Genomic DNA, 23316 nt, shown 5'->3' with positions numbered 1-23316 from the left:
CTAGAATAATATATAACATTTAAGGGTATAGTAATATGGGTTTGGCAGAGGATTTGAAAAGTTTACTAGGGGATAATTTTCATGACGAATTAGTAGAGAGGTTATCCCATTCAGTAGATTTCGGCTTCGTCCCAGAACTAGTCTGGTCTGGAATAAAGATTAATATTGTCCCCGACTACGTTGTTTACCCTAGGTCGGTGGAAGATATAATTAACGTAGTTAGATTAGGACTCAAATATAAAATACCAATAGTGCCTTATGGCAGAGGTACAAATAGATATGGTAATGCAATACCAGCAGATGGTGGAATATTACTCGACTTTTCAAAGATGACCAACGTAACTATAGATGAGGCTAATAAGAATGCAATAGTGGAGCCTGGTGCTACTTGGAAGCTTGTTGATATCTATGCTCAGCAGAAGGGACTGCAATTAAGGACTTTCCCATCTTCATACGATTCCACTGTGGGAGGAGGGATAGCTAGTGATTCTTTAGGAATAGGTTCATATGAATATGGTTTTATTTCAGACAATGTAAGCTTCGTTGAAATGGTAAATCCAAAAGGGGATTTAGTTAGATTAGAGGGCAAGGATCTAGCGTTAGCTTGCGGAGCAGAAGGTACTACTGGTATAATAGTTAAAGCTGGGTTAAAGCTTAGGAATTTCGCTCCAACCGAAGCTATGGTAATATCGTTTGATAATTTAGATCAGATGATGCACGCAGTAGGAGAGTTTTATAGGGAAGTAATCCCAGCTTGGCACGTTCAGGTTAGAGGTCCATATATTTCCACGTATATGGCTGAGAAGTATAAGGCCCCATTAGAACCTCAAAAATGGAATATGGTAATACTTTACCCATCTCCTAGATCACCTCTAGTCGAACCTAAAATCTATAAGATTGCCCAGTCTTATGGAGGTAAAGTTTTTGAAGGAGAATGGACTGGTTGGTGGTCATTTAATCACGGTGTTGCAGCAGCATTAAGAACACAAGGCCTACTGATACATCAGCATGGCTTAATACATTATACTAGGCTTTTAGATTTATTAAAGAATCTAGAAAAGTCTATAGGCAAATTAGGTGAGCTATCCCCCGATGGTGGATTTGATGTAGATATAGCTTTAGAGAGGAGGGAGATTCTTTTAGTTAACGCATTTACTCAGATTTCAGTAAGTCCAGTTGATAAGAAGATATTGTATGATTTAGCTAAGAACACGCTGATGATGGACGAATTCGTAAAAGTTGATGGTTCCCTTTTATCAGTAGGTATCTTCGCTCACAAATACACCAAAAATAGATTGAACAGTATGGGGAAAACATTTAGTGATTTAGGAGTTGATAGATACGAAGTTATAAGGAAGTATAAGGAAGAGACTGATCCGAATGAAATTTTTAATCCCGGTAAGCTTTTTGATCCTAAGAATAGGGCTAAGGCTGTTCTAGAAATTCCAAGAAGGCAACAAGAGGCCTTAAACTTTAGGTTTGCGATTGGCTTTGTTAAAAGATTATCTCCCGGTGGCGAGGTTGAGGGTTTTAAGCATGTGAGGAGGTATTTGGAGGATTTCGCTGATTATAGCCTTATGTGCATAGATTGTGCAATGTGTGTTACTGTTTGCCCACAATATAGGCTAATTCCTCAATGGCCTTATGCTCCAAAGGGTATGTTTGATTTCGTTAGGGGTGCAATAGCTTATTATGAATTAAACGGTTCCATTGACATACCGGATAGTGTAATAGCTGAGGTTTCAGGTTGCCATAAATGTGGTCTTTGTGATGGTGTATGTCCAGCACGAATTCCGATTTCCACACTATTGATCAAATTAAACAGTCTAGTTGCTAAGAAATTACCAGAGGAACCAACGGTAGAGCTATCCATCTTTTCTGATTCAGAGCTAGCATCAGTAAATGATCCAAGTAGTCAATTAGTGTTATGGGTTGGCAAGAATGTTGTAAGTAATCCTGCAGTGGCAATCACAGCGTTAAAAATACTTAAAAAGATGGGATTAAAGGTTAAAGTAGTAGGTACATCAGCCGATAGTGGATTTCTAGATTATATAAGTGGAAACGGAAATAGGTTCTTGGAGAAAATGAAACAAAATTTAGATACAGTTAACAATTCACTAGAAATAATTACTATAACGCCCGAAGATTATAGAACATTCTCCACAGCATATAAGGACTACTCTAAATTGGCTGGAGCAGAAGTGTTTTTCGAGGTAGTGCCATTAGAGCTTAGGCTACTAAAGTCTATTGTTATTGACGGAAGTAATGAGAATATAAACCTACATGTAGCTTGTTTCTCCTCTGAGTATTCCGATGAGGTAATTAAAAGGCTAGGCGAAAAGGGATTTAGAGTTAAGAAGATTGAGGGTTGTTCTGGTGCAATCCTAGAAAAGAGTTTAGGGAAGAGAGCTGACTTAATGGCCAGAGCTATAGGAGAAAGATATGGAAAAGTAGTTACACTATGCCCATTAGCTGCGGCTAAGTTCAGAAGTGTAGGAATAAATGCTGTAACACTAATAGAATTCTTAGCAGAGAAATTAGGAATACAAAGTGTGCAATATCAAGTAGTGTCTTTCCAACTAGATGAGAATAGTAAAGAATACATAAAGAAAGAGCTAATTGCAAGTATACTATCATCTCTTAATTCTCAAGTCAACCTAATAGCTGATACAGCATCATTTTCCACTTCCGGTGTTGACGAATATAAGAAAATTATTGAACCTATTATAGTCCAATTAGTGGATAATGTAGGCAAAACCATTGCATCTAAACTATCTGGTAGTATAAGGCAAAAATCCTCTGAGTCTTCAATAGATAAGGCAATCGTGTTAGCTGAGTATGTAAAAGAAATATCGAATACTCTATCAACTATTGAATTAGATAAAGTTATGCAACCCTTTACTTCGTTATTGAAAAGTAGGGTCACAGAAGAATATGATGAGAACGTAGTGATCTCCGCCATCATACAGTTACTAAGGGATAATACTGACAAATTAAAAACTATAATTGCAACTGAAATAAGCAAAACCTTGAGTTAGATTTATAATTTTTAAATAATCCTAACCAACACTATATAATCATCGAAACTTTTTAATTCTAGAGCAGAGATAATATATATATTGAAAATTGCAGTTACAGATGAAGGAGAGATTGCAAGAGCCTTTGCCAGATTTCTTGGTAGTAATAGTAATGAGATTATAATAGTGGATAGCCCTTCTAAGGTTATAAGAGAAAAACCAGATGTGATACTGCATACCTTTGAAATACCAATTTTTGAAAGTAACACGAATCCCCCCTTAGCTTGGTCATTTAACACGTGGTATGCTATTAACATAGCTAGGGCTGGTTCTAAGGTAGGAAGCGTAAATGTATTTCTTTCTTCTTTTCTAATTTATGATGGAAAGAGAGGTTTTTACAAAGAGCATAATACTCCTAATCCATTGAATTATTACGGATTAACCAAACTAGTTGGAGAAAGTAGTATTATCACTTTAGGTAATTACTTGGTTTTAAGAGTTGGAGCGTTATTTTCACTATCATATAGGGGTTTTCTATTTCCATTTATTAAAGCTTCTACAAGGGGAAAAATCTTGAAATGTAATAAAAACTTTTATATGTCCATTATTGATTTGAATACATTAGCTAAGGTAAGTAAATTACTTATTGATAAAGAGGCTAGAGGTGTAATAAACGTAGGAAGTAACAGAGTATCTCTTTTTGAAATATGTAGTTATCTTTCAGATATCTTCGGAAATGAAGTTATTGAAATTGATAATCACCAGAGGGATTTTTCTCTAGATGATTGGCTACTGAGAGCATATAATATTAAAATCGACGCAAAAGAGAGTATATTGAGCTTAATTGAATACAGACTTCTTAACAACTAGAGAAAAAATATTCCTCTTGCTATCTTATTCAGATGAACCATTAAGTGCTAGGGAGATAATGAGGAGATTAGATATTAGGAAGGAAAAAGAAATTTACGATCATATAGAGCATTTGGCGAGGTCGAGCAAAAGGAAAGGTTATACGCTTATAATAATACCAGCTAGGTGTAAGAGTTGTGGTTACACATTCAATTCTGAGAAAATAAAAAGGCCTAGTAGATGCCCAATTTGCAAGTCAGAGAAAATTGAAATGCCAAAATTTTTAATTAGGAACAAGTAAAGCGAATATATATGAAGGCAATATTTGTAGACTTAGGAGAGACGCTAGTACACTTTAAGCCTAGATATCACGAAAATATCGCCTATGCCCTTAAGGAAATTGGTTATAATGTAGACGAAAAGAGAGTTTTCAAGGCAGTTGCAAAGATTCTAGGAAAACATCACTACCCTAGCCCAGAATATGGAGGTCTTTCGGCTTTCGATTTTAGGGAACTGTTTTATGAACTTAATATATATCCTGATCAAGAATCAATAGCTAGATTAAATAGTAGAAACTTGCTATCTGGGGAATATGAACTCTATGACGATTCAATTACGTTCCTAGAGGAAGCCAAAAAACTCGGATTTAAAGTCGTTTTAGTTAGTAACGCAACCAGAAATATCTATAAAATAATAGAAGATCTGGGGATTAAGAAGTACTTTGATGGTATAGTAGCATCTTGTGATTTAAACATTATGAAACCTCACCCTAAGATCTTTTCCTATGCCATGGAAATCGCTAAAAGTGATGGTATTCATATAGGCGACATTTACGAAATAGATGTAATTGGCGCGAAAAGAGCGGGTCTTGAGGCAATACTTTTAGATAGATTAGGGTTCTACCCTGAAATAAAGGAAAATAGGGTGAATAATTTATTGGAAGCTCTAGAATTAATAAAAGAGAGATTGAAAAATTCCTAGAGAAATATTCAAGACCACATCCAAACCCTAAGTATGAACTAGAACAGTATGTAACACCCTCACCAATAGTAGCCCAAATAGTTTGGCACGCATATATATCTGGGCATATAAGTAATAAGAAGGTCGTTGATTTAGGTTGTGGGACTGGTGTTTTCTGCTTTGTGGCTTCACTTTTAGGTGCTTATTGCACTTGTGTCGAGATTGATCTAGAATCATTAGAGACTGCAAGAGATATGAAGAGCGAATTAAAGTTAGACATAGAGCTATTAAATGCTGATGTAACTCAATTTCATGGTAGATTTAATACTGTAATTCAAAATCCACCATTTGGAGTAGTAAATAGAGGAATGGATATTAAGTTTTTACAAACAGCTTTTAGCGTTGCTGATACAGTCTATTCTATACATAAGTCTAATGAAAGATCAAGGGAAATTATAATCAAAATGGCCAAAGAGTATGGATTTTCTGCTGAAATATTATCTGAGAAGTATAAGCTAAAACCATATTACCCTTGGCATATGAAAAGAGTTCATGAGTTCTTAGTGGATATCTATTTCTTTTCCAAAGTTACCAGATAATATCTTATCTAAAATTTCCACTACTCCTAAACCATTAGGATTTTCAGTCACTATATCGGCAATTTCCTTTATTTGAGGTATTGCATTTGCAACTGCCACTTTAATATCGGCAACTCTAAATAACGCATAATCGTTTTCACTATCTCCTAAAGCTACTATCTTTCCCTTGAACCCAGTTAATTCCTTAAACTTCAAAACTCCTATACCCTTATCAACACCTTTAGGTAGAACCATGGCATCGTTTCTATTCACCTCTATTCTCCCATACTTTTCTATCTCCTTTAGCATATTCAGTTTAGATCCATAACCATCAACATATATTATAACTCTACCTATAGAATACCTAGCCTTAAGACTATCTAATATTTCGATTATCTTCTTCCTATCTCTTTCAAACCAACTCTTTTCACAAAGCACAAACTCCTTATTATCGAAAAGTATTAGGGAACCATTCTCCAATATCCACGCAGTAGGTCTCAAACCAACAGCCAACTTGTCCATAAATTTCTTTTCCCTACCAGTAACTACAACAAACTTATACTTTTTTGAAAATTCGTTTACCTTTTGTGTAACAATTGGTGATATTACAAAATTATTTTCTTCATTGGCTAATGTCCTATCATAGTCAGAAGCTACCAGTATTTCATTCGAGTCTATATCCAAGTCTCTCCAATACCTCCTTCATTTTTAACGCATCTCTTTCCAATTCTGGACTTTCGCATATCAATGATATTGAAATATCCCTTTTAAGCAATTCCTTAGCTAATGGTTCAAATGGTGGGGCGTTAGCATCTATGGGAATATGTTCATCCACATATTTTCCTTTTCTAGAAACTAGAGATTCAAAGTGAGAATTTATATGGGTCAAACCCAATTCCTTAATTAGCCTATCAATAATCTTCCCATAATCTATCTCCCCTCCCTGCCTAGCAAAAGTATGAGCCCAATCTATGTAAGGTATTACGCCCTTTAGTTCCTTGGATATCGAAATAACTTCATCTAAAGTCCCAAAAGCAGTTTCCTTAGCCATGGTTTCAACACCGAACTTAACGTTCTTTATCCCCATTTCCTTAGCCTTGTCTATTACTTCTGCCAATCCTTCCTTAACGTTCTGGTAGCATTCCTCTGGACTCATTTTACCGTAAAATGCAATATGAATAGCAATAGCATCTGCTCCCATTAGCTCAGCCCTATCCGCAGTATCCAAAATCCTCTGTTTTGAAGCCTCAATTTTGTCTTTTTCTTCAGAACATAAATTGATGAAATAAGGGGCGTGAACTGATAGTCTAACTCCCAATTCCTTAGCAACCTTACCAGCTTCCTCAGCGGTTTCCCTGCTCATCCTTACGCCTTGTACGAACTCCACTTCCATTGCGTTTAAGCCTAATTCCTTAACAGTCCTTATACCATCAATCGTATTTTTCTTTTTAGAGGAGTGAGGTACTCCTGCGGGTCCTAAATAAATCTTTACCATCAATCTAACTTCTTATACAAAAACTTATTTAAGCATCGACTGACATTGTGAGATGCTTCTCCTCATCTTCTAAAATTTTCCTTACCTCCTCATTGTTCTCATCAAAGTTATTCTTGTAAAAATCAATAGCGTTTCTTTCTACGATCTCATTAACCTTTTTAACAGCCATTATTCCAAATAATGAAATTATAAAACCAAGGATTGAAAAAGCGTAATATACCGGTTTCTCCAATAACGATCTACTATATTTTTGAAAATACTTCCAGTGAGACATCTCGTTTAGGTAGGATTCACGAAAAACCTTATATCTAATTGAAAATCCCCTATCTAATCCGGCAGCACCAGCTTCACCTAATAAAGCTAGTTTGTACTTATCCATAATATTTAATATTTGGAGAAGGTAAAAGGCAGATGTTAAAAAACCTTTATCACTTTAACCTCGAATAAGCCTTAAGCAACTCCAAACCTGTCCTTATTCCCCTCTCTCCTTCAGGCATTTTAAGATTATTAAAGAACTGCTCAGTTTCTTTTTCCGCCCCTATTCCAATCAGTGGAATAACCTCTGCAAGTCTCCTCCCAAGGATCCCAGTACCCTTATAGGCCTCTCTCATGAAGTTCATATGCATCTTAATCCAGCTTAGCACTGCACTCTTTGCGTAAGGATTGTAAGATACTACGCTTAAAGTATAGGGAATGTCTTGCTTCTTAATCTCACCGCTCAGTATTAAACTTAAAGTGTTTCCCACAAGGTAAGGTTTCCTAAAGAATAACATACTGGTTAGATATCTAAGTTTTTCCTCATCAAAACTTTCCTTCCTATATCTTTCCAACAGTTCGTCAACAGCGTCCTCTTCATAAGTAATAGCATATGCCACAGCTACTCCTTGTCTCGTATCAGAATCTAGAGAATCGTAGAATCTGAACATCTCCGAGAGACCTAAAGAGAATTCATCATCCATTGCAGCAAGTCTATAAAGAATATTTGAATACGTCAGTCTTCCTAACTCCTCCTTTGAATTTCTCCAGTTCTTCAGCTGAATTCTATGAAATTCCTTTGAAATACCTTGATACTTGTCAAGGTTTATCGCATAAAGGGTAAATAATTCATTAGAAAGCTCATTAACCGGTAAGAAATCCTTATCATTAAAGAATTTAGCTATTACACTTTCATATTCCTTAAAGTCTATTTTACCAGCCAATAGGAAAGCCCAATAGTCGTTTATAATACCCCACTTATCAAGCTCTGATAACTTGGCATTAAAAACTAGATCAGTGTTGTAAAGAACTCTATAAAATCCAGTCCTATTTACATTAGCCTTAAAGCTCTTTATATCTTCCTCAAAAGCTATAGTCTCTCTCTCCTTTTCTAGTAAATGAGTTACAATCTTACCGTTAACCTCCATGGTAAGAGGAATCTTATAAGTCAAGTTCTCGACATTTCCTAATACCGAAAATCTCTCCTGCTCTAAGTTCACGCGATTTCCAGAAACACTAACCCTAATCATGGGATAGCCAGGCTTAGTTATCCAATCAGCCATTATTGGAGAAATATTAGAACCGAAAACTTCAGATATTGAGTTCCATAAATCAGAACCTTGAGCGTTTGAATACGAGAACTTCTTTAAGTAATTAACTACACCCCTTCTGAAATTCTCCTCACCAACGTAAGCCTCAATCATCCTTAAAATACTAGCCCCCTTACCGTAACTAATATCATCGAACATTTGCTCTACTTCATTGGGGTCCCTTACATGTGCCTCTATCGGGTGTGTAGTTGACACAGAGTCCTTCTCCAATGCCCTTGAAGTCTGGTTTAAAACGAAATAACCCCAGAAGTTCCATGACGGGAATAGTTGCGAAATAGCCTTATGGCTCATGAACGTTGCGAAACTCTCGTTTAACCATAAATCATCCCACCACTTCAAAGTAACCAAATTACCAAACCATTGGTGAGCTAACTCATGAGCAACAACCTCAGCAACCCTAAACTTCTGATAAACAGAAGAAGAATCATCAGCCAATAAAGCAGTCTCCCTAAAAGTAATTGCCCCCCAATTCTCCATAGCCCCATATGCGAATTCCGGTATTGCGATTAAATGAACCTTAGGCAATTGGTAGGGAATTTCAAAATACTTTCCATAGAACTCTATAGAATTTCTTGAGATCTGCATAGAGAATCTTCCCTTTTGCACCTTGCCCGGTATTGTGGCTACTATAATTGTCGGAATCTTACCTTCGTCTTTAATTTCCTCAAAGTTTCCAATTCCTAGGTATAGTAAATAGGTAGACATTCTAGGCGTTTCATCAAATTCATATGCTACTTTCCCATTCTCTTCCTTTTCTTTCACTACTGGCATATTGGATATTACCTTAAGCCCCTTTTCCACTTTAACAGTTAACTTAAACTTGGCCTTCATTGCAGGATGATCGAAACAAGGAATAAAGTCCCTAGCATGTGTTGCCTCAAACTGCGTACTAATAACGTATCCATCTTTATAAGAGGCCTTATAAATACCCACCAACTTCCTCTCAGCAACCTTTCCCTCAAATTCTACCTCTAAAATGCCGGAAAAGGATCCGCTCTTCACGTTGACTCTACTCTCATCTTGAGAGAATTCAATCTCTTTTCCGTTTACCTTGACCTTTACTATCTTCAAACCTACAGCGTCCAGTACTACTGTTTCTTCATCGCTTTCCATTTCAATTTTCTCATATCCCTTATAATTTCCAGTTTGAAAGCTAAAATCAAGAAAAATCTCGTATCTATTAACCTTAATCATGTGTTTTTATGATATAATAAGGTTTAAAGTGTTTTCTATTAACTCGAAATATCGTTATCGGGGGGATTTTAGGAGTTCAAAGGACATATATACGAATCTCTTAGTTTTGGTCAAAAAAATTTGGTATTTGTCATATCCCAAAGGGTCGGGTAATTCATCTCCTTCGTTATAGGAAAAGAATATCAAATCTTTCTATTCTATATAAACCTTTTTCACTATACTCGTATAACTATATATAAAAATCAGTATAAAAAATCTATATAAAACTGTCTAATTTATATTCATCCAAAACTAAATAATACATATGAGAAAAGGTTTAAGCGATTCCGTTACAATGATGATAGTGTTACTAGCCTCAGTAATCTTAGCAATAACAGTAGTTTCCATATTGTTCACATATCTAGGGTATTTTGGAAGCAATTATGGAGACGTAAGGCAAATAGGTACAGCTCTCATAACACAAGACGGTAAACTTAACATCACCTTGGAGAATTCCTTTAGTAACGCCAAGATAGTAGGGGTAATTTACGACGCAACTTTACATAACGTTAACTATACACTATTGCTAGGTCAAAATAAATATACCATTAACACTGGATTTACCTTTCCTAATGGGTTACAAACAGTAGCTTTGACTTTAGTAGTAGTGACCAACCAAAATACTATTTACGTTCCAGTGGAGGCTCAGCTTGTTAATAGTTGAATTTCTTTTCTAGAATCTTTTGCCATAGTAATCCATTTTCATCCATCCCACTTTCAACTTCGTAACCCAAAGACATCCATAATGCCATTCCACCAATCATGTAGTAAGCTCTTTTCTTATAAAGATGAGGCATACCGTATGTGGCGTAGCTAGCCCTATTTCCGTGTTCACATACAACAGCGACTTCCTTATCTTCGAAAAGTTCAGTTAAATGCTCTAAATAATCTAAAGGTGCTAAGATTGCCCCCGGTATGTGATGATCCTCATATTCTTGTGGTGTTCTAATATCGAGTATCATTATCTTTCCATTTTTCCATAGTTTCCTTACCATTGATGGAGGTAAGTCGATTATGTTTTTATAAAAGGGTGAGGAATAGGATTCTATTACTTGAGTCATGCTACTTTAACAGTGTTTATTTTTACTTAAATAGTTTTCTATCTATACTACTGTCAAAAGAATTTTAAGTTATTTTACAAAAAAGGGAAATTTCATAGGGATAGCAATAAGTGTGAGATCTTGCTTTAGTTTGTGATTGTTACCTTTTAAAACCTAAAGTCAAGTAATGAGATAAATCAAGGGTAAATATAATAAGAGGTGTCGAAGTTCAATCTAGATTTTATTTTCAGTGTGTATAAATAAAAAATTCATATCAAATCCTCTAACCTACCTGGCAATCTGGTCAACTTCTTACCTATTGCCTTTTCTATTGCCCTTATCAACGCTGGTGGAGTACCAATAGTTGCACCCTCCCCAATTCCCTTAGCTGGTAAAGGAGCATCGGATTTCCCCTCTTCCATGTACTCCCATTTAATATTAAATGCCTCAACGGCAGTAGGTATTGCGTAATCGAATAGGTTTCCAGTTAGTAAATTGCCATTTTCATCGTATACAATCTCCTCCAAAACACTCTCACCAAAGCCTTGAATCACTCCTCCTATAACTTGAGCCTCAGCTAGCATTGGATTAACAACAGTACCTATATCATCGATAGCGTAATAATCTAAAACCTTAACCTTACCGGAATTATCAACCTCAGCTAAAACAACATGTGAACCATAGGGATAAGTTAAATTATCAAATCCGAAATAACCCGTGGCCTCTAACCCAGGTTCCTCCTTATATTCCCAAATACCTCCTAAACTAGCCATATTACGTGAGGCAACTTCTTTCAAACTCATTGTCTTACCAGTCTTAGGATTAATTACCTTACCATCCTTATACTGTAACTCTTGAACATCGGACTTCATGAATTGCGCAGTTAGCCTCAAGACCTTATCCTTAACTCTTCTAGCTGCTAATAACGCAGCATTACCAGCTAAGGTCAAACTTCTACTGCCATAAGTACCAAAACCCTCACCTATGAGAGCAGTATCACCCCAGATCACTTCAACGTCGTCTACACTTATCCCTAACTCATCAGCAACGATTTGTGCAATACCAGTTTCTGCACCTTGACCATGTGGACTGGCACCAATTATGACTTGAACTTTACCATCAGCCTTAATTCTGACTGAAGCGCTCTCCCAGGGACCAAAATTATTCTGCTCTAGATAAAATGATAAACCAGCACCAACCCTTCTACCTTGCTTTCTCAACTTGTTAGCCCTCTCCTCGAATTCCCTATAAACCTTCTCAGCTTTCTCCAGTAATTTTAAGTAATTACCAGAATCATACTTTAGACCTAAAGGATTAGTGTAAGGCAATTCAGTTATCAAGTTCTTTTTCCTAACGGCTATAGGGTCTAATTTCAACTCATCAGAAATAATATCCATTATTCTTTCATAAACAAAAGCAGCCTCTGGCCTACCAGCTCCTCTGTATTGGTCTAAAGGAGTCTTATTTGTGTAGACGCCATATGCATTAATTCTTAGATCCCTAACCTTATATGGCCCAGCCAACATTGTAGCTGCTATATCCACTAGGTAAGTTCCATGAGAAGCAGCACCTAAGTCAATAATCGCATCACCTATTACTGCAGTTAAAGTACCATCCTTTTTAGCTCCAAACTTAACCTTGTGTATCTGTCCCCTACCATGATACATGCCCCTCATATCTTCACTCCTTAAAGCAACCCACTTTACAGGTTTCTTGTATTGCAAACTAGCGTAAACAGTTATGAAATCCTCAGCATATGGGAATAACTTAGCCCCAAAAGCACCTCCAACATCAGCTTGAATAACTCTTATATCCCTTATCTTATTACCAAAGGCTGATAGCAAATATCTCCTCATGTAATGGGCGGATTGTGTAGACGCGTAAACTAACAAACTACCCTCTTGATATACTGAAAGCAATCCCCTAGTTTCCATCGGCGAGGGATAAACCCTAGAAATTTCAAACTTCTCCTCTAATACAATATCTGAATTTGAAAGGGCTTTATCTGGGTCACCCGCGTTATAAACTTTCTTATAAGCAATATTACTTCTACCCTCAACGGCTTTTACATCGTCTTTCAAAGCCTTTTCTGGGTCAATAACTGCAGGTAACTCCTCGTAGTCTATTTGAACTGAATCCGCTGCATCAGCAGCTGTATATCTATCAGTAGCCAAAATTGCTGCAATAGGGTGGCCAACGTATAATATTTCATCCTTAGCCATTGGCCAATTATTAGGCCTATTCTCAAAAGGGATTGTCAAACCAGTGATAACTCCAACAACACCGTTTGTTTTCAAAGCGTCGCTAACGTCAATCTTCTTAATTTTGGCGTGAGCAACGTTACTCCTAATGATGTAAAGGTACAAAGTTCCAGGGTACTCAATATCGTCAATATATCTCCCAGAACCGGTAATGAACTTTAAATCCTCTTTCCTTTTTACGCTTTGACCAACGTACATAGGGAATTGTTAAGAGATTAAATAAATAAAATTAACGTAAACTTAGAATATCCTCATAACCAGTTAACCTCTTTCTTCCCCTAAAACCCTCGTCAATGTAGTGCCAATACGTTATCTCGTCTTCGTCTATTTTCCAACAAAAGAATGCAGGCTTATTGTTTATTATTGCAGGGAAGTCAACTAAGCCTATATCTATGTCTCGTAGTATAATACCCTTTGAAATGATTTCGTCGATAATTTTCTTAGTCTCGCTAGCGTATTGTTGCAAAGCGTATTTATCACCGTTAACTAAGAGGAGCTCGATCTCATTCTTTATCTTTCTCAATTGGAGTAAACGATCCCTAAGCCAAGGTAACAATTGCTTAGCGGTCTCCAAGTCGAAATATGGATATTCCACAATTATAAGTATTCGCAAAGGCTTAAATAATAATGTTTATATGAATTAGGATTAAAAAGTTTTATAAAAGTAGAAAAGTATTAAAAAAAACTTTTCATTTTGTTCACTTCCGCTTTTTTAGCTTGTTACTATTGCACTTACTGTTACTGTTTGTCCATTAGAAAGTTGTAACGTTAGTGAAATAGTAGAACCAACCAAATTACTTAAACTACTAGTAATACCAGATAATGCAATTGAGTATGTATTCACACCAGCAGATATAGTAGTTTGTCCGGATACAGTCGCTGAGCTTCCTTGTACGAGTGCTCCAGTAACTTGTGTATTAGCTCCAGTATTCTTTAAAGTAACTATTAGATAGTTACCACTAGCACTTAGTGTTGCTGTTCCTACTTGTGATACTGTACCTTGCCCACTAAATGCTCCAAATAGTCCGAAGGCAAATCCTACAACCACTAATGCTATTATTACTGATGCTATTACTAGTATTAATGCAGTTACAGCACCTGATAATGCTTTGGCATTCTTTCTCCTACTAACCATCTTCATACCTAATATACAATAAATTACAGTTCTATATAAATCTTTCTTTCAAGATATACTTAAATCTTGTAGGATCTTTCCATGGTGTCCTAATATGAGGGCGATTCATGTTTCCATTGCGAATCGTAATATTCTCTATGAATTAGAATAATTTTATGAAGAAATTATTGTATAAATTTCTGGTAAAGTGAGAAGAATAAAGGATACTGCAATATTATTACAATAACGAGAAAATAAGTTAATAGGTTGTAGTAGAGGGCTATGACACGCGCGATCTGGAGTATCCTCCAAGGGGAGTGAAACTTACCGAACCTCCTCCTCTCCAAGAGGGAGTTGAAAGACTCGATCAAGTTATTGGATTTGAGCCACTTCCAGAGTTTCTTGGGAGCGGAGAGATAACTCAAGAGCCTCGGACAAGTCTCGGGCTTAATCTCTCCGCTCTCGGCAGATGAGATGATAACATTCAAGGCCTCCCTCTCCTCCTTAGTCGCGTTACGCTTAAGGTGGACCAAACATCCTTGCCTTCTTACTTGAAGTTCAGAGAGAGATTGCCTTGTCCAAGGCCTTGATCCCATCAGCTACTATAAGAATGAAGCTCGACTTCTTCCAGACCTCAACCAAGAGCCTCCAATAAGCCATGGCGTCCTCCTCTACGCTTAAGATTATGTCCAGAACGGCCCTCTTGCCTTCCTCTGTCACGCCAATCGCCGAGAGAAGGACCCCCTTTCCTCCCTTGAGCTTCACGTACTTCCCGTCAACTATTACATACTTGAACTCACCGCTCGCTTCGATCTGAGGCATCCAGAGCTTGGCGTTCAACTTACCTCCCTTAACCTAGCAGACTAACATCAGAGCCGCGAAGACCTTTCTCTCCTCCTTAAGCAGGGTCTCTTCAACCTTGGTCTTCACCTTCCCTTATCCCCGTAAAGTACAAGTAGCTTCACCGAGATCCACTCCAACTCGTACTTAACCTCCCTCCCAACCATCACTATACGAAAGCCCTTGAGGAACTTGCATCTCGCGTAACCCTTCCTCCTTATCTCCTTACCTCTTTGGTGCTTTGGGCTAGTCCTCTCGGCTTCTTCTAAGGCCATTTTCTCGATCTCCTTGACCGATTTGTTTAATAGTGCGTTTTCCGGAAGTATATTGGGGACGAGTGTGAGGTTCGATCCGAGCTCCTTCACGGCCTCACTTAGTGGAGTGCCGTAGAGGGCTTTCTCGTCGATAGTTATGAGTTCCATGATATTACCTCACGCTCGTCCCTTATTAGTGTTACCGAAAATGTAGAATCAATTATTCTTATCTAGTTTTAGAGAAACAAATTGAATTCGCAATGAACCCGTGAATCGCCCATATGAGATTAGATAATGGAGACTGCTTATATTTTGATTAATATTCTTAATCTCATATTGACTCTCTAAATTCTTAGCAAGTCAGAATAGCTCTTTTGGATAAAATTTACTAATCTCCCATATAAACAAAAAGATAGTCACTTTAATTTATATTTCAGCCTAAATTGCTTTATTACTAACCAATACTAATTTTGCCTTAGACGTATTAAGTAAATCTTTTAGAGTTTCTTTAAACTCCTCTAAATGAACTTCATGTTGCTCGATAACTATAATATTATTATCGCTTGAATTTTTGATGAAATGGACTATAGGAAATAAACTTAACACAGAAGGGTCTGCATTATATAGTATATTGTCATCACAGTAAACTTCATCGTCTTTAATGTAGATTTTATGTCCTAGAACCTCTTCAGAATACCCTTGTGGTAATACCATTGAGTTTATGAAATCAGAAATTATGCCGAGCGTCTTTGGAATACCCGGAGCTCCCTCAAACTTAATGGGAAGAAATTTATAAAATGAGGCTACCAACCCAGCCCTAATTGCAGGTATAATGTATGGTCTCTTCTTATTAATATCTGAAAAGTAAAAGGAGTCTATCTTAACTAAAATTCTAATCTTATCTTCTTGCTGCTCTAACTCAGGTAAAGCTTTCAACTCTACTTTGGCTTCAACCTTACCATTCTGAATACTTCCTATGATAGACATTTTAGGTGAGGTTATTCTGAAGTGTAATTCTAATGTTAATAACTTAGCTAAAGTTAACTCATTTGTTAAAATATGCGTGAATTGTTTTTCAAACTCGTTTTTCCAATCTACTAGTGGTTCTTTGGCTGTTATTCCATAAAGTCTAGGAATTAGGAATATGGTCTTAGTTAGATAGTAGTAAACTCTACCTATTATAATTCTATCCTTTCCGTTAATCATTTCAGTTTGTTTGTTATCATTATTAATTTTAACAGTAGTAGAAGGAGTTTTTATCTCTATTTCCATAAACACTATTTGAATTTTAAAAATAAAAAGAGTTTTAGAAACTTCTCTTTCTGGAGATACATTTATACAAGGCGAGATAACTAGCACTGCAATTTTTAGTGATAAAAACATATCTCATGAAAGGAGTAAAAGGCACTTATGGAGACTTCAAGAGCGTTTTTACTTTACTTCAATTAAATCAATCTTCAATCTCTTAAAGAAATAGATATTTTAGGCTAAATATGAGCTAAGAATTAATATTACGAGAGCTACAGTGAAATGTTTTCAATGTTTTGGAGCTCTTTTGTAGTCAACAAGGATAAGGTCTAAATTATAATTGAAGAACCTTTTAAGTGTGAAAATAAACTCACGCTAAACCTAAACATCATAAGACAAATTTTGGGCGATTTAAGTTTACATTGCTAATTCATTATGTTTCAAAAAATATGATGAATTTAGCTGAGTGAAAACGGTGGATAAAGGGAATATGTGCTTAATCGTATTAACACTTCTATATTTATATTATTTGCAAATTACAATTCGCAATGGATCTGTGAATCACTACAAACTTTTGGGAGTTAAAATCAAAGAGATAATAGAGAGTTATTTTGTTTATTATTTATTTTATGAACCCTTATAAAACTGAGCAAAAGTACTGTTAAGGTAAGTTAAGCCTATTGAATATATAATGGAGATTCATTGAGTTACTCTTAGAAAGATTTATATAGAACTGTAATTTATTGTATATTAGGTATGAAGATGGTTAGTAGGAGAAAGAATGCCAAAGCATTATCAGGTGCTGTAACTGCATTAATACTAGTAATAGCATCAGTAATAATAGCATTAGTGGTTGTAGGATTTGCCTTCGGACTATTTGGAGCATTTAGTGGGCAAGGTACAGTATCACAAGTAGGAACAGCAACACTAAGTGCTAGTGGTAACTATCTAATAGTTACTTTAAAGAATACTGGAGCTAATACACAAGTTACTGGAGCACTCGTACAAGGAAGCTCAGCGACTGTATCCGGACAAACTACTATATCTGCTGGTGTGAATACATACTCAATTGCATTATCTGGTATTACTAGTAGTTTAAGTAATTTGGTTGGTTCTACTATTTCACTAACGTTACAACTTTCTAATGGACAAACAGTAACAGTAAGTGCAATAGTAACAAGCTAAAAAAGCGGAAGTGAACAAAATGAAAAGTTTTTTTTAATACTTTTGCTGTTTCTTCTTCTTTTCCCATTAGCCCTTTCCTTAACTTTAATAACGTCCTCTCAACCTTCTCTAACTTCTGGAACATTCGCAATTTATAATGGAACCTCAACTTATTATCGTGAAAATGGGTCCATGTTGTTTCAGAAATTCTCTATAATTCAAGTGATAAACAAGACCTTTAACAACGGGACAGTTTTAGTTGGTATAAGTATAATATCATGGAATACGTCAATGCAAAGTAAGTTTTCATATTCAATAGCGAACTCTACTCTTCCATTACCATTTTATTATGTTTCACCCTTATTGCTAGGAGAAAAAAACATTAGTGTAAGTGGAGTGAACCTCCTTTACGTTAATAGTACTAACTCTTATTACGTTTATCTCGGAAAAAGTAATGTAGAAGGTGTAGTTATAGAAACTTACTTTTATTTTAACCTTAATGGTCTAGCAGACAAGGTTATTAACTTACAGATAGGTTCAAATGGGAAAATATCTAGTGAAACTACATTGGATTTATGGATGACGAACTTTAATAATACGGGTATTGGAATACCTCACTTTAAGGGAATTACGACTGCAAGTAGTGAAATAACTTCTAGTCTATTTCCTCAATATTCTAAAATTATGGAGTACATTATATTAGTTGGAGCACTTCTTGTTATGGTAATCCTTTTATTTAGGGGAACTAAATGGGTAAGATAGTTATGCCTTCTCCTCTTTTGTTTCTCCTAATAATAGCCTTATTTCCTCACGCCTTTGTAGAGTACTCACTTCATATTCAAATAAATTATAATAATCAAGTTTACCATCTATCGGAGCTTCTTTTTGAAAATGTTACAAGAATTTATTACAATAATGCATCTTTCGCCTATAATCTGACTGTTTATGTTCTCAATTTCTCTCAGATTCTAACTTCTTCCACAATTCTAGATAATGCCTCTCTTCCCAAAACTTTTTTCTATATTTCTAATCCGGGAGAGCCAGTAATTGAAAGAGGTGTTATTTTGTCTTTACTATCTTCGAATGATTCCAACTATATATATTATGGCAGGACTTTTATAGGTTATATCGAGCTTGAGTACTTTTATTACGTTAATTCTACTGGAGTCCCATATAAAATCGTTATCCTTCAAATAGGGGAGAGTGGACAGTTAGTCAGCAATACAACTTATACTTTAGTGAGCTCAAATCTTGTAAATCCTAACGAACAACCAACACTTCCAGATGGCTTTAAATTTACAAATGATAGTAAGATCGTTAATTTACCTATTTCTTTAGATTTAAACTCCGCTCTTGATCAAACAGTTGGTAAATATATAAGTTTTGTAACTCTTTTGCTCATTTTTGTACTCTTAACGGTGAAAATTTATGCATCGAGAAAGAAGACTTCAAGTAATTGAAATAATTGTTGTAATAGTCCTTTCAATACTAACTCCCATGATAGCCTTATGGAAGGTTTTCTTTCATGTTGGATACATTTATCAAAGAGATTCTTACCCAGCTTTTTATTTAGACTCCAAGCAGACAGCACTATCTTATCTTAATTTTCCCATGATCATGGATAATGTTTGGATGCCTCTAGTGATTATATTGTTTTTTAATCTTATCTCACCAGTTATAGCAGAATGGTTAACGTACCTTTTATTCCCTTACGCTGTATCAATTCCATCTATGTATTTCTCGTCTAGGTACTTTTTAAATAGATATGCAAAAGAAACTAAAGTATGGGTTAAAATTTTAATATCCGCTACTATTGCTTTCCTTTACGCGATAACGCCTACAGCTTACTATTTCAGTCACTGGTCCAATTACGCGGCTTTTTACGCTCTTTTACCGGCGTTGATTGCTGGCACTTTTTACTCCCTAGAAAAAGGAGGCTCTTTAGGTGCCATACTTCTCTCGCTCTTTGCCTCTCTCACTACAACTGATCCAAGAGGTTTCGTTTACACGTTATTTATAGTTCTTTCAATTCTTCTTTATAGGCATAAATTGAACGATCTAAAAGTCTTCCTCTACTCGATACCTTTTTACCTCTTGTTAAATTCTAGACTGTTCGTGATATTGTTTTACAACTTTCACTCATACACTTCAATAAGTTTCACAATATCTAATCAACAGTTGTGGTTAAACTACTTAACTTTCCCCCTCCTGGATTCATTAAGGGGTTTATCACTATTTAGGCCATTAGTGTCTTACTTGTCGTTTGGAAATCCCGTTTTAATATACGTAATGTCATTCACGTTCGTTGAAACTGGAATTTTAGGTTATATCTTTCTGAAGAAAAAGGGCTCACCAGCTAACTATTTCTTAGCACTTTACTTGTTCTTGGTATTACTAGTCTCCTCTTATGTAAACGTGTTAGGGTATAACTTAACGTTGAACTTAACATATCCCTTGTTGGATATCTTATCCCAAACTTTTGTATATAATTACCTTTGGATCTTTTTGCCAACTTATTTAACTGAGATGGTATTAGCACCACTTTTTCTTTTAGTATCCCTAGTAATGGCTAAGATTCTTTCAAAACAATACTTATTAATTCCTTTATTTATTCTCATAGTTTTATCTCAATTCGCTTTCTCCTCCTCAATGGTAATTAGTGGGAATTACCTAGGAAATTATAATCCCGTAAATCCCCCTCCCTTACTAGTAAGTTTAGCAAAATTTTTAGAGAATAATACCATAGGTAATGTTCTCGTTGATGCTGTAGTTCCCTCAAATTGGACTACATTTATTGGAGTATTGCCCAATGTAACCTCTGCTCCCCTAGTTAATACCTCTAGTGTAGGGACTATTTTAAACGAGTATGGTGTACAATACGTTGTTACTACTGTTAATGATAATTACACCTTGAGCATAATTAATTCTCACAAAAACGTCTTCACTCTAGTTTATAACGACTCTTACTTTTTAGTATACAAAAACAATGATTTCACATACAATATTAATTCCCCAATTTTCATAAATTTTGAATATCCAAAGGTTCCCAACACTAATAGTTCACTTAACGTGGTTCCCTCTTATCTCATGTTCGATATTCCTCCAAAGTATATAGGGGGTTATGTTGGAAACGCTACATATGCTGAGCTTTTAGCCCTTTCAGCGTATAAACAAGGTATCTCACCTATTAAATTAAACGTTAAGCACTTACCATATCCTACTAATTTCACAGATACAATAAACGTAAACGTTTACGATGAGGAAGTTTTGTCGGAATTTCCCGGCATTTTATTTATTTCCGTTAGTAGTACATCATCTCTTAATTTGTATGTAAAACCAGGTTTTTACAAGGTTGTGTTAGCTTACGTCTCTATCCCAGGAGGAGGCGTTTTCGGTGTTACTAACGGTTCATATTCGCTTTCCGTTTCAACTTCATCTCCAAACACTTCTATTATATTTTCCTATTTAGGTAATATTTACGTCTCTAGCAGTGTAAAGCTGTTCTTTATTGGAAATTCTCTATCATATCTAATAGGTGTGATGTTTATCCCTTACAACATGTCCATACAGCACGAATTTACGGGCGATAACATTTCCTCTTATCCCTATCCACAATTGGGTAGGGCATTTGGATATCCCTATAATGATACTAATGTTGTCTCTTTTTCAATAATGATCAATTTAATTACTCTCTTAATCACTGTAATTTTATTTATATCTCTACGACTTAGCCGAACATATTTTCGTAAGATAAATTTAAAAATAATTCGTCGCAATTGAGATTATGGCTAAACTGTTTGTTAGGGAAACCTCCGGTCTCACTAAAAACGTCTCTTTGCTAGATGCAACAATGTTAAATGTAGCTAACATGGGTGCTGGTTTAGCGATCTTTATCGGCATAAGTCCTTACATAGTCAAGGGTGGGGTATTATGGATAGCTTCATTGCTAACTTTCCTATTCACCTTACCCCTTGTATTTCTTTACACTTACTTTATTTCTAGGATCCCTAGGACTGGAGGTGATTATATTTGGCTATCTAGAAAGCTTAATGGTCCTTTAGGCGCTATAATGGGCGTTGCGTTAGCCTTTAATATGCCTCCGTTCTTCGCATTATCAGCGTTCTTTTCTGTTTCAGCAATAAATACTGTACTGTTAACCATAGGTACTTTGAATTCCCAGCCCTATCTGGTTAATCTAGCTAATAACGTGTTTACAACTAGTAATGCTATTCTAGCTTATGGTTTAGCAGCACTTGCTTTTCTAATAATAATTCTCATTAATATTATCAGACCAAGATGGGGTTATACTTTAACGTCAGCACTTGGGGTGCTCTCGCTTTTAGGCACTCTAGTTGCAATTCTTGTATTAGCGCTTAATGTTTCAGACTTTCATAATGCGATTCAGCCCTTCTTGAAGAACTTTAATTTAACTGTTCAACCGTATTCTGGACCAACATTTAGTTTATCTTCAACGTTCTATATGATTCCTTACTTTGCATCATTTGCTTACATCTGGTTATATGCCGGACCAGCTGTCGCTTCTGAGATAAAGAACAAGAGCGGCATAAGATACAATTTAATTTTAGGTAGTTTGTTGACTCTTCTCTTTATAACTGTCCCATTCCTGTTAATGGATATTGCTGCAGGATATGGATTTAATTACTCTTTGTATCCATCAGGAACTTATAATTTCTGGACTGTTGCTATTGCTTTATCTCATAATTACGCTTTGGAGTGGTTTATAGGGATTAGTTTGATAGCTTGGGAGTTCTTTGTCATGGCTTTCGGTGTTGTTGTTTTCGCTAGGTACGTGTTTGCCTTTTCCTTTGATAGGTTATTCCCAGAGGTGTTTTCAAGGTTAAATAGGCAAGGTTCACCTGCTTATGCTCATCTCTTAGATTTTGCGGTAACTTTAGTGTTCTTAGCAGTACCAGTAATAAGTCCTAACGGATACGAGGCCTTATACAGTTATACTCCTTTGGCTATTGCTTATTTAGTTTTAGTCTCGATAGCTGGTATTAGACAAGCTTTAAGTGAGGGAAATGTGGGTATGCTAATATCTGCTATATTTTCTATTGGGTTTTTGGGTTTTATGGGATACGAGGCTTTTACTAATCCTTACTTCGGTGTTATATCTTATAACGGTGCACCTTACTGGCCGGGAATAGCCTATATAGCTAGCTTAATAGGATTAGGCGTTATTACTTTTATATCATCATACTATTATAGGAAGAAGAGTGGTATAGATTTAAGGTTAGTGTATAAGGAGATACCACCGGATTAATTTCTTATACTTAATTTATGCTCTCTGAAAACGTGAGTGTAAAAGTCATATGCTGACGGGAATGTTCTTCCACATACGCAATAGTATTTATCCTTAGCGTACTTTAATAGGTATTTTTTGCTTTCACTATACAACTTGTCTAGGTAATAGTTTAGTTCTCTTTTTCTTTTTAGCATTATGTCTAGTTCTGGTACGTTATCCTTTACTGCCAGCAAGAAGGGGTAATAGGATAGTTTTAAAGTGGTTGTTCTGTTTTTCATGATCTTGTTCAGTGCTTCAGCCATTGTCATAGTTTTCACTAGCTAAAGTGTTTTTCTTATGACTTATATTTTTTTCTACAAAATGACACGTAATATTTTCTTATGACCTAATGTTTAAATTACAGGTAATGTA

21 protein-coding genes and 1 pseudogene are annotated in these 23316 nt (G+C 35.8%); 11 read left to right on the top strand and 11 right to left on the bottom strand.

The window, feature by feature from the left end; translation table 11 throughout:
* Positions 1–35 precede the first annotated feature (35 nt).
* The 5 genes from J5U23_RS04945 (at position 36) to J5U23_RS04925 (ending at position 5425) form a co-directional block, all read left to right on the top strand.
* Positions 36–3038 (top strand): FAD-binding and (Fe-S)-binding domain-containing protein, encoded by a 3003-nt coding sequence (locus J5U23_RS04945; protein WP_218267142.1) that lies wholly within the window; start codon positions 36–38, stop codon positions 3036–3038.
* 81 nt (positions 3039–3119) lie between these two features.
* The gene (locus tag J5U23_RS04940) at positions 3120–3887 is read left to right on the top strand and encodes a sugar nucleotide-binding protein (RefSeq protein ID WP_218267141.1); all 768 of its coding nucleotides are present in this window, start codon (positions 3120–3122) and stop codon (positions 3885–3887) included.
* Positions 3862–4167 (top strand): transcriptional regulator, encoded by a 306-nt coding sequence (locus J5U23_RS04935; RefSeq protein ID WP_218267140.1) that lies wholly within the window; start codon positions 3862–3864, stop codon positions 4165–4167. The genes J5U23_RS04940 and J5U23_RS04935 overlap by 26 nt, the downstream gene beginning before the upstream one ends.
* 11 nt (positions 4168–4178) lie before the next feature.
* Positions 4179–4847: an HAD family hydrolase gene (locus J5U23_RS04930; RefSeq protein WP_218267139.1), complete on the top strand. Its 669-nt coding sequence runs from the start codon at positions 4179–4181 to the stop codon at positions 4845–4847.
* A 107-nt stretch (positions 4848–4954) separates the two neighbouring features.
* The gene (locus J5U23_RS04925) at positions 4955–5425 is read left to right on the top strand and encodes an METTL5 family protein (RefSeq protein ID WP_218261555.1); all 471 of its coding nucleotides are present in this window, start codon (positions 4955–4957) and stop codon (positions 5423–5425) included.
* On the opposite strand, the gene J5U23_RS04920 is transcribed toward J5U23_RS04925, so the two are convergent.
* From J5U23_RS04920 to J5U23_RS04905, 4 genes are read right to left on the bottom strand one after another with little or no spacing between them, the layout of a single operon-like run.
* A complete protein-coding gene (locus tag J5U23_RS04920; RefSeq protein ID WP_218267138.1) occupies positions 5387–6088 on the bottom strand; it encodes a phosphoglycolate phosphatase in 702 nt (233 codons plus the stop codon). The genes J5U23_RS04925 and J5U23_RS04920 overlap by 39 nt on opposite strands.
* Complete coding sequence (locus tag J5U23_RS04915; RefSeq protein WP_218267137.1) at positions 6069–6899, bottom strand: deoxyribonuclease IV; 831 nt, start codon at positions 6897–6899, stop codon at positions 6069–6071. The genes J5U23_RS04920 and J5U23_RS04915 overlap by 20 nt, the downstream gene beginning before the upstream one ends.
* Positions 6900–6927: 28 nt before the next feature.
* Positions 6928–7278, bottom strand: a complete 351-nt coding sequence (locus tag J5U23_RS04910) for a ferritin family protein (protein WP_218267136.1) — start codon at positions 7276–7278, stop codon at positions 6928–6930.
* Between the two features lie 49 nt (positions 7279–7327).
* Positions 7328–9679: a M1 family metallopeptidase gene (locus tag J5U23_RS04905; protein WP_218267135.1), complete on the bottom strand. Its 2352-nt coding sequence runs from the start codon at positions 9677–9679 to the stop codon at positions 7328–7330.
* Between the two features lie 304 nt (positions 9680–9983).
* Between J5U23_RS04905 and J5U23_RS04900 the strand changes: the two genes are divergently transcribed.
* Positions 9984–10382 carry a hypothetical protein gene (locus J5U23_RS04900; protein ID WP_218259697.1) on the top strand — a complete coding sequence of 133 codons (399 nt, stop codon included), beginning with the start codon at positions 9984–9986 and terminating at the stop codon, positions 10380–10382.
* Here the strand turns inward: J5U23_RS04900 and J5U23_RS04895 are convergent.
* From J5U23_RS04895 to J5U23_RS04870, 6 genes and pseudogenes are all read right to left on the bottom strand, one after another.
* Positions 10372–10779, bottom strand: coding sequence for a rhodanese-like domain-containing protein (locus J5U23_RS04895; protein WP_218261318.1), 408 nt, complete (start codon positions 10777–10779; stop codon positions 10372–10374). The genes J5U23_RS04900 and J5U23_RS04895 overlap by 11 nt on opposite strands.
* A 248-nt stretch (positions 10780–11027) precedes the next feature.
* A complete protein-coding gene (gene cutA, locus J5U23_RS04890) occupies positions 11028–13217 on the bottom strand; it encodes a glyceraldehyde dehydrogenase subunit alpha (protein ID WP_218267134.1) in 2190 nt (729 codons plus the stop codon).
* A gap of 31 nt (positions 13218–13248) precedes the next feature.
* Positions 13249–13614, bottom strand: coding sequence for a DUF2203 domain-containing protein (locus tag J5U23_RS04885; protein WP_218267133.1), 366 nt, complete (start codon positions 13612–13614; stop codon positions 13249–13251).
* Between the two features lie 117 nt (positions 13615–13731).
* Positions 13732–14160, bottom strand: coding sequence for a hypothetical protein (locus J5U23_RS04880; protein WP_218267131.1), 429 nt, complete (start codon positions 14158–14160; stop codon positions 13732–13734).
* A 158-nt stretch (positions 14161–14318) separates the two neighbouring features.
* Positions 14319–15395, bottom strand: a pseudogene (locus tag J5U23_RS04875) (transposase).
* Between the two features lie 270 nt (positions 15396–15665).
* Positions 15666–16499 (bottom strand): hypothetical protein, encoded by an 834-nt coding sequence (locus tag J5U23_RS04870; protein WP_218267132.1) that lies wholly within the window; start codon positions 16497–16499, stop codon positions 15666–15668.
* Positions 16500–17231: 732 nt separating this feature from the next.
* On the opposite strand from J5U23_RS04870, the gene J5U23_RS04865 reads away from it, so the two are divergent.
* Genes J5U23_RS04865 through J5U23_RS04845 form a run of 5 tightly spaced genes read left to right on the top strand, consistent with a single transcriptional unit; the run spans position 17232 to position 22923 of the window.
* Positions 17232–17660, top strand: coding sequence for a hypothetical protein (locus tag J5U23_RS04865; protein WP_218267131.1), 429 nt, complete (start codon positions 17232–17234; stop codon positions 17658–17660).
* A 42-nt stretch (positions 17661–17702) separates the two neighbouring features.
* Positions 17703–18401 carry a hypothetical protein gene (locus tag J5U23_RS04860; protein ID WP_244988824.1) on the top strand — a complete coding sequence of 233 codons (699 nt, stop codon included), beginning with the start codon at positions 17703–17705 and terminating at the stop codon, positions 18399–18401.
* A complete protein-coding gene (locus tag J5U23_RS04855) occupies positions 18389–19099 on the top strand; it encodes a hypothetical protein (protein ID WP_218259688.1) in 711 nt (236 codons plus the stop codon). Before J5U23_RS04860 ends, J5U23_RS04855 begins: the two co-directional genes overlap by 13 nt.
* Positions 19068–21419 carry a hypothetical protein gene (locus J5U23_RS04850; RefSeq protein ID WP_218267130.1) on the top strand — a complete coding sequence of 784 codons (2352 nt, stop codon included), beginning with the start codon at positions 19068–19070 and terminating at the stop codon, positions 21417–21419. Before J5U23_RS04855 ends, J5U23_RS04850 begins: the two co-directional genes overlap by 32 nt.
* 4 nt (positions 21420–21423) lie before the next feature.
* Positions 21424–22923 (top strand): amino acid permease, encoded by a 1500-nt coding sequence (locus J5U23_RS04845; RefSeq protein WP_218267129.1) that lies wholly within the window; start codon positions 21424–21426, stop codon positions 22921–22923.
* Here J5U23_RS04845 and J5U23_RS04840 read toward each other — a convergent pair.
* Positions 22920–23222 (bottom strand): hypothetical protein, encoded by a 303-nt coding sequence (locus J5U23_RS04840; RefSeq protein WP_010923918.1) that lies wholly within the window; start codon positions 23220–23222, stop codon positions 22920–22922. The two genes, J5U23_RS04845 and J5U23_RS04840, sit on opposite strands and share 4 nt — an antisense overlap.
* Positions 23223–23316 lie beyond the last annotated feature (94 nt).

The sequence above is a fragment of the Saccharolobus shibatae B12 genome, from assembly GCF_019175345.1.
GTDB classification, from domain to species: Archaea; Thermoproteota; Thermoprotei_A; order Sulfolobales; family Sulfolobaceae; genus Saccharolobus; species Saccharolobus shibatae.
This window is presented reverse-complemented; position numbering and strand designations above follow the sequence as displayed.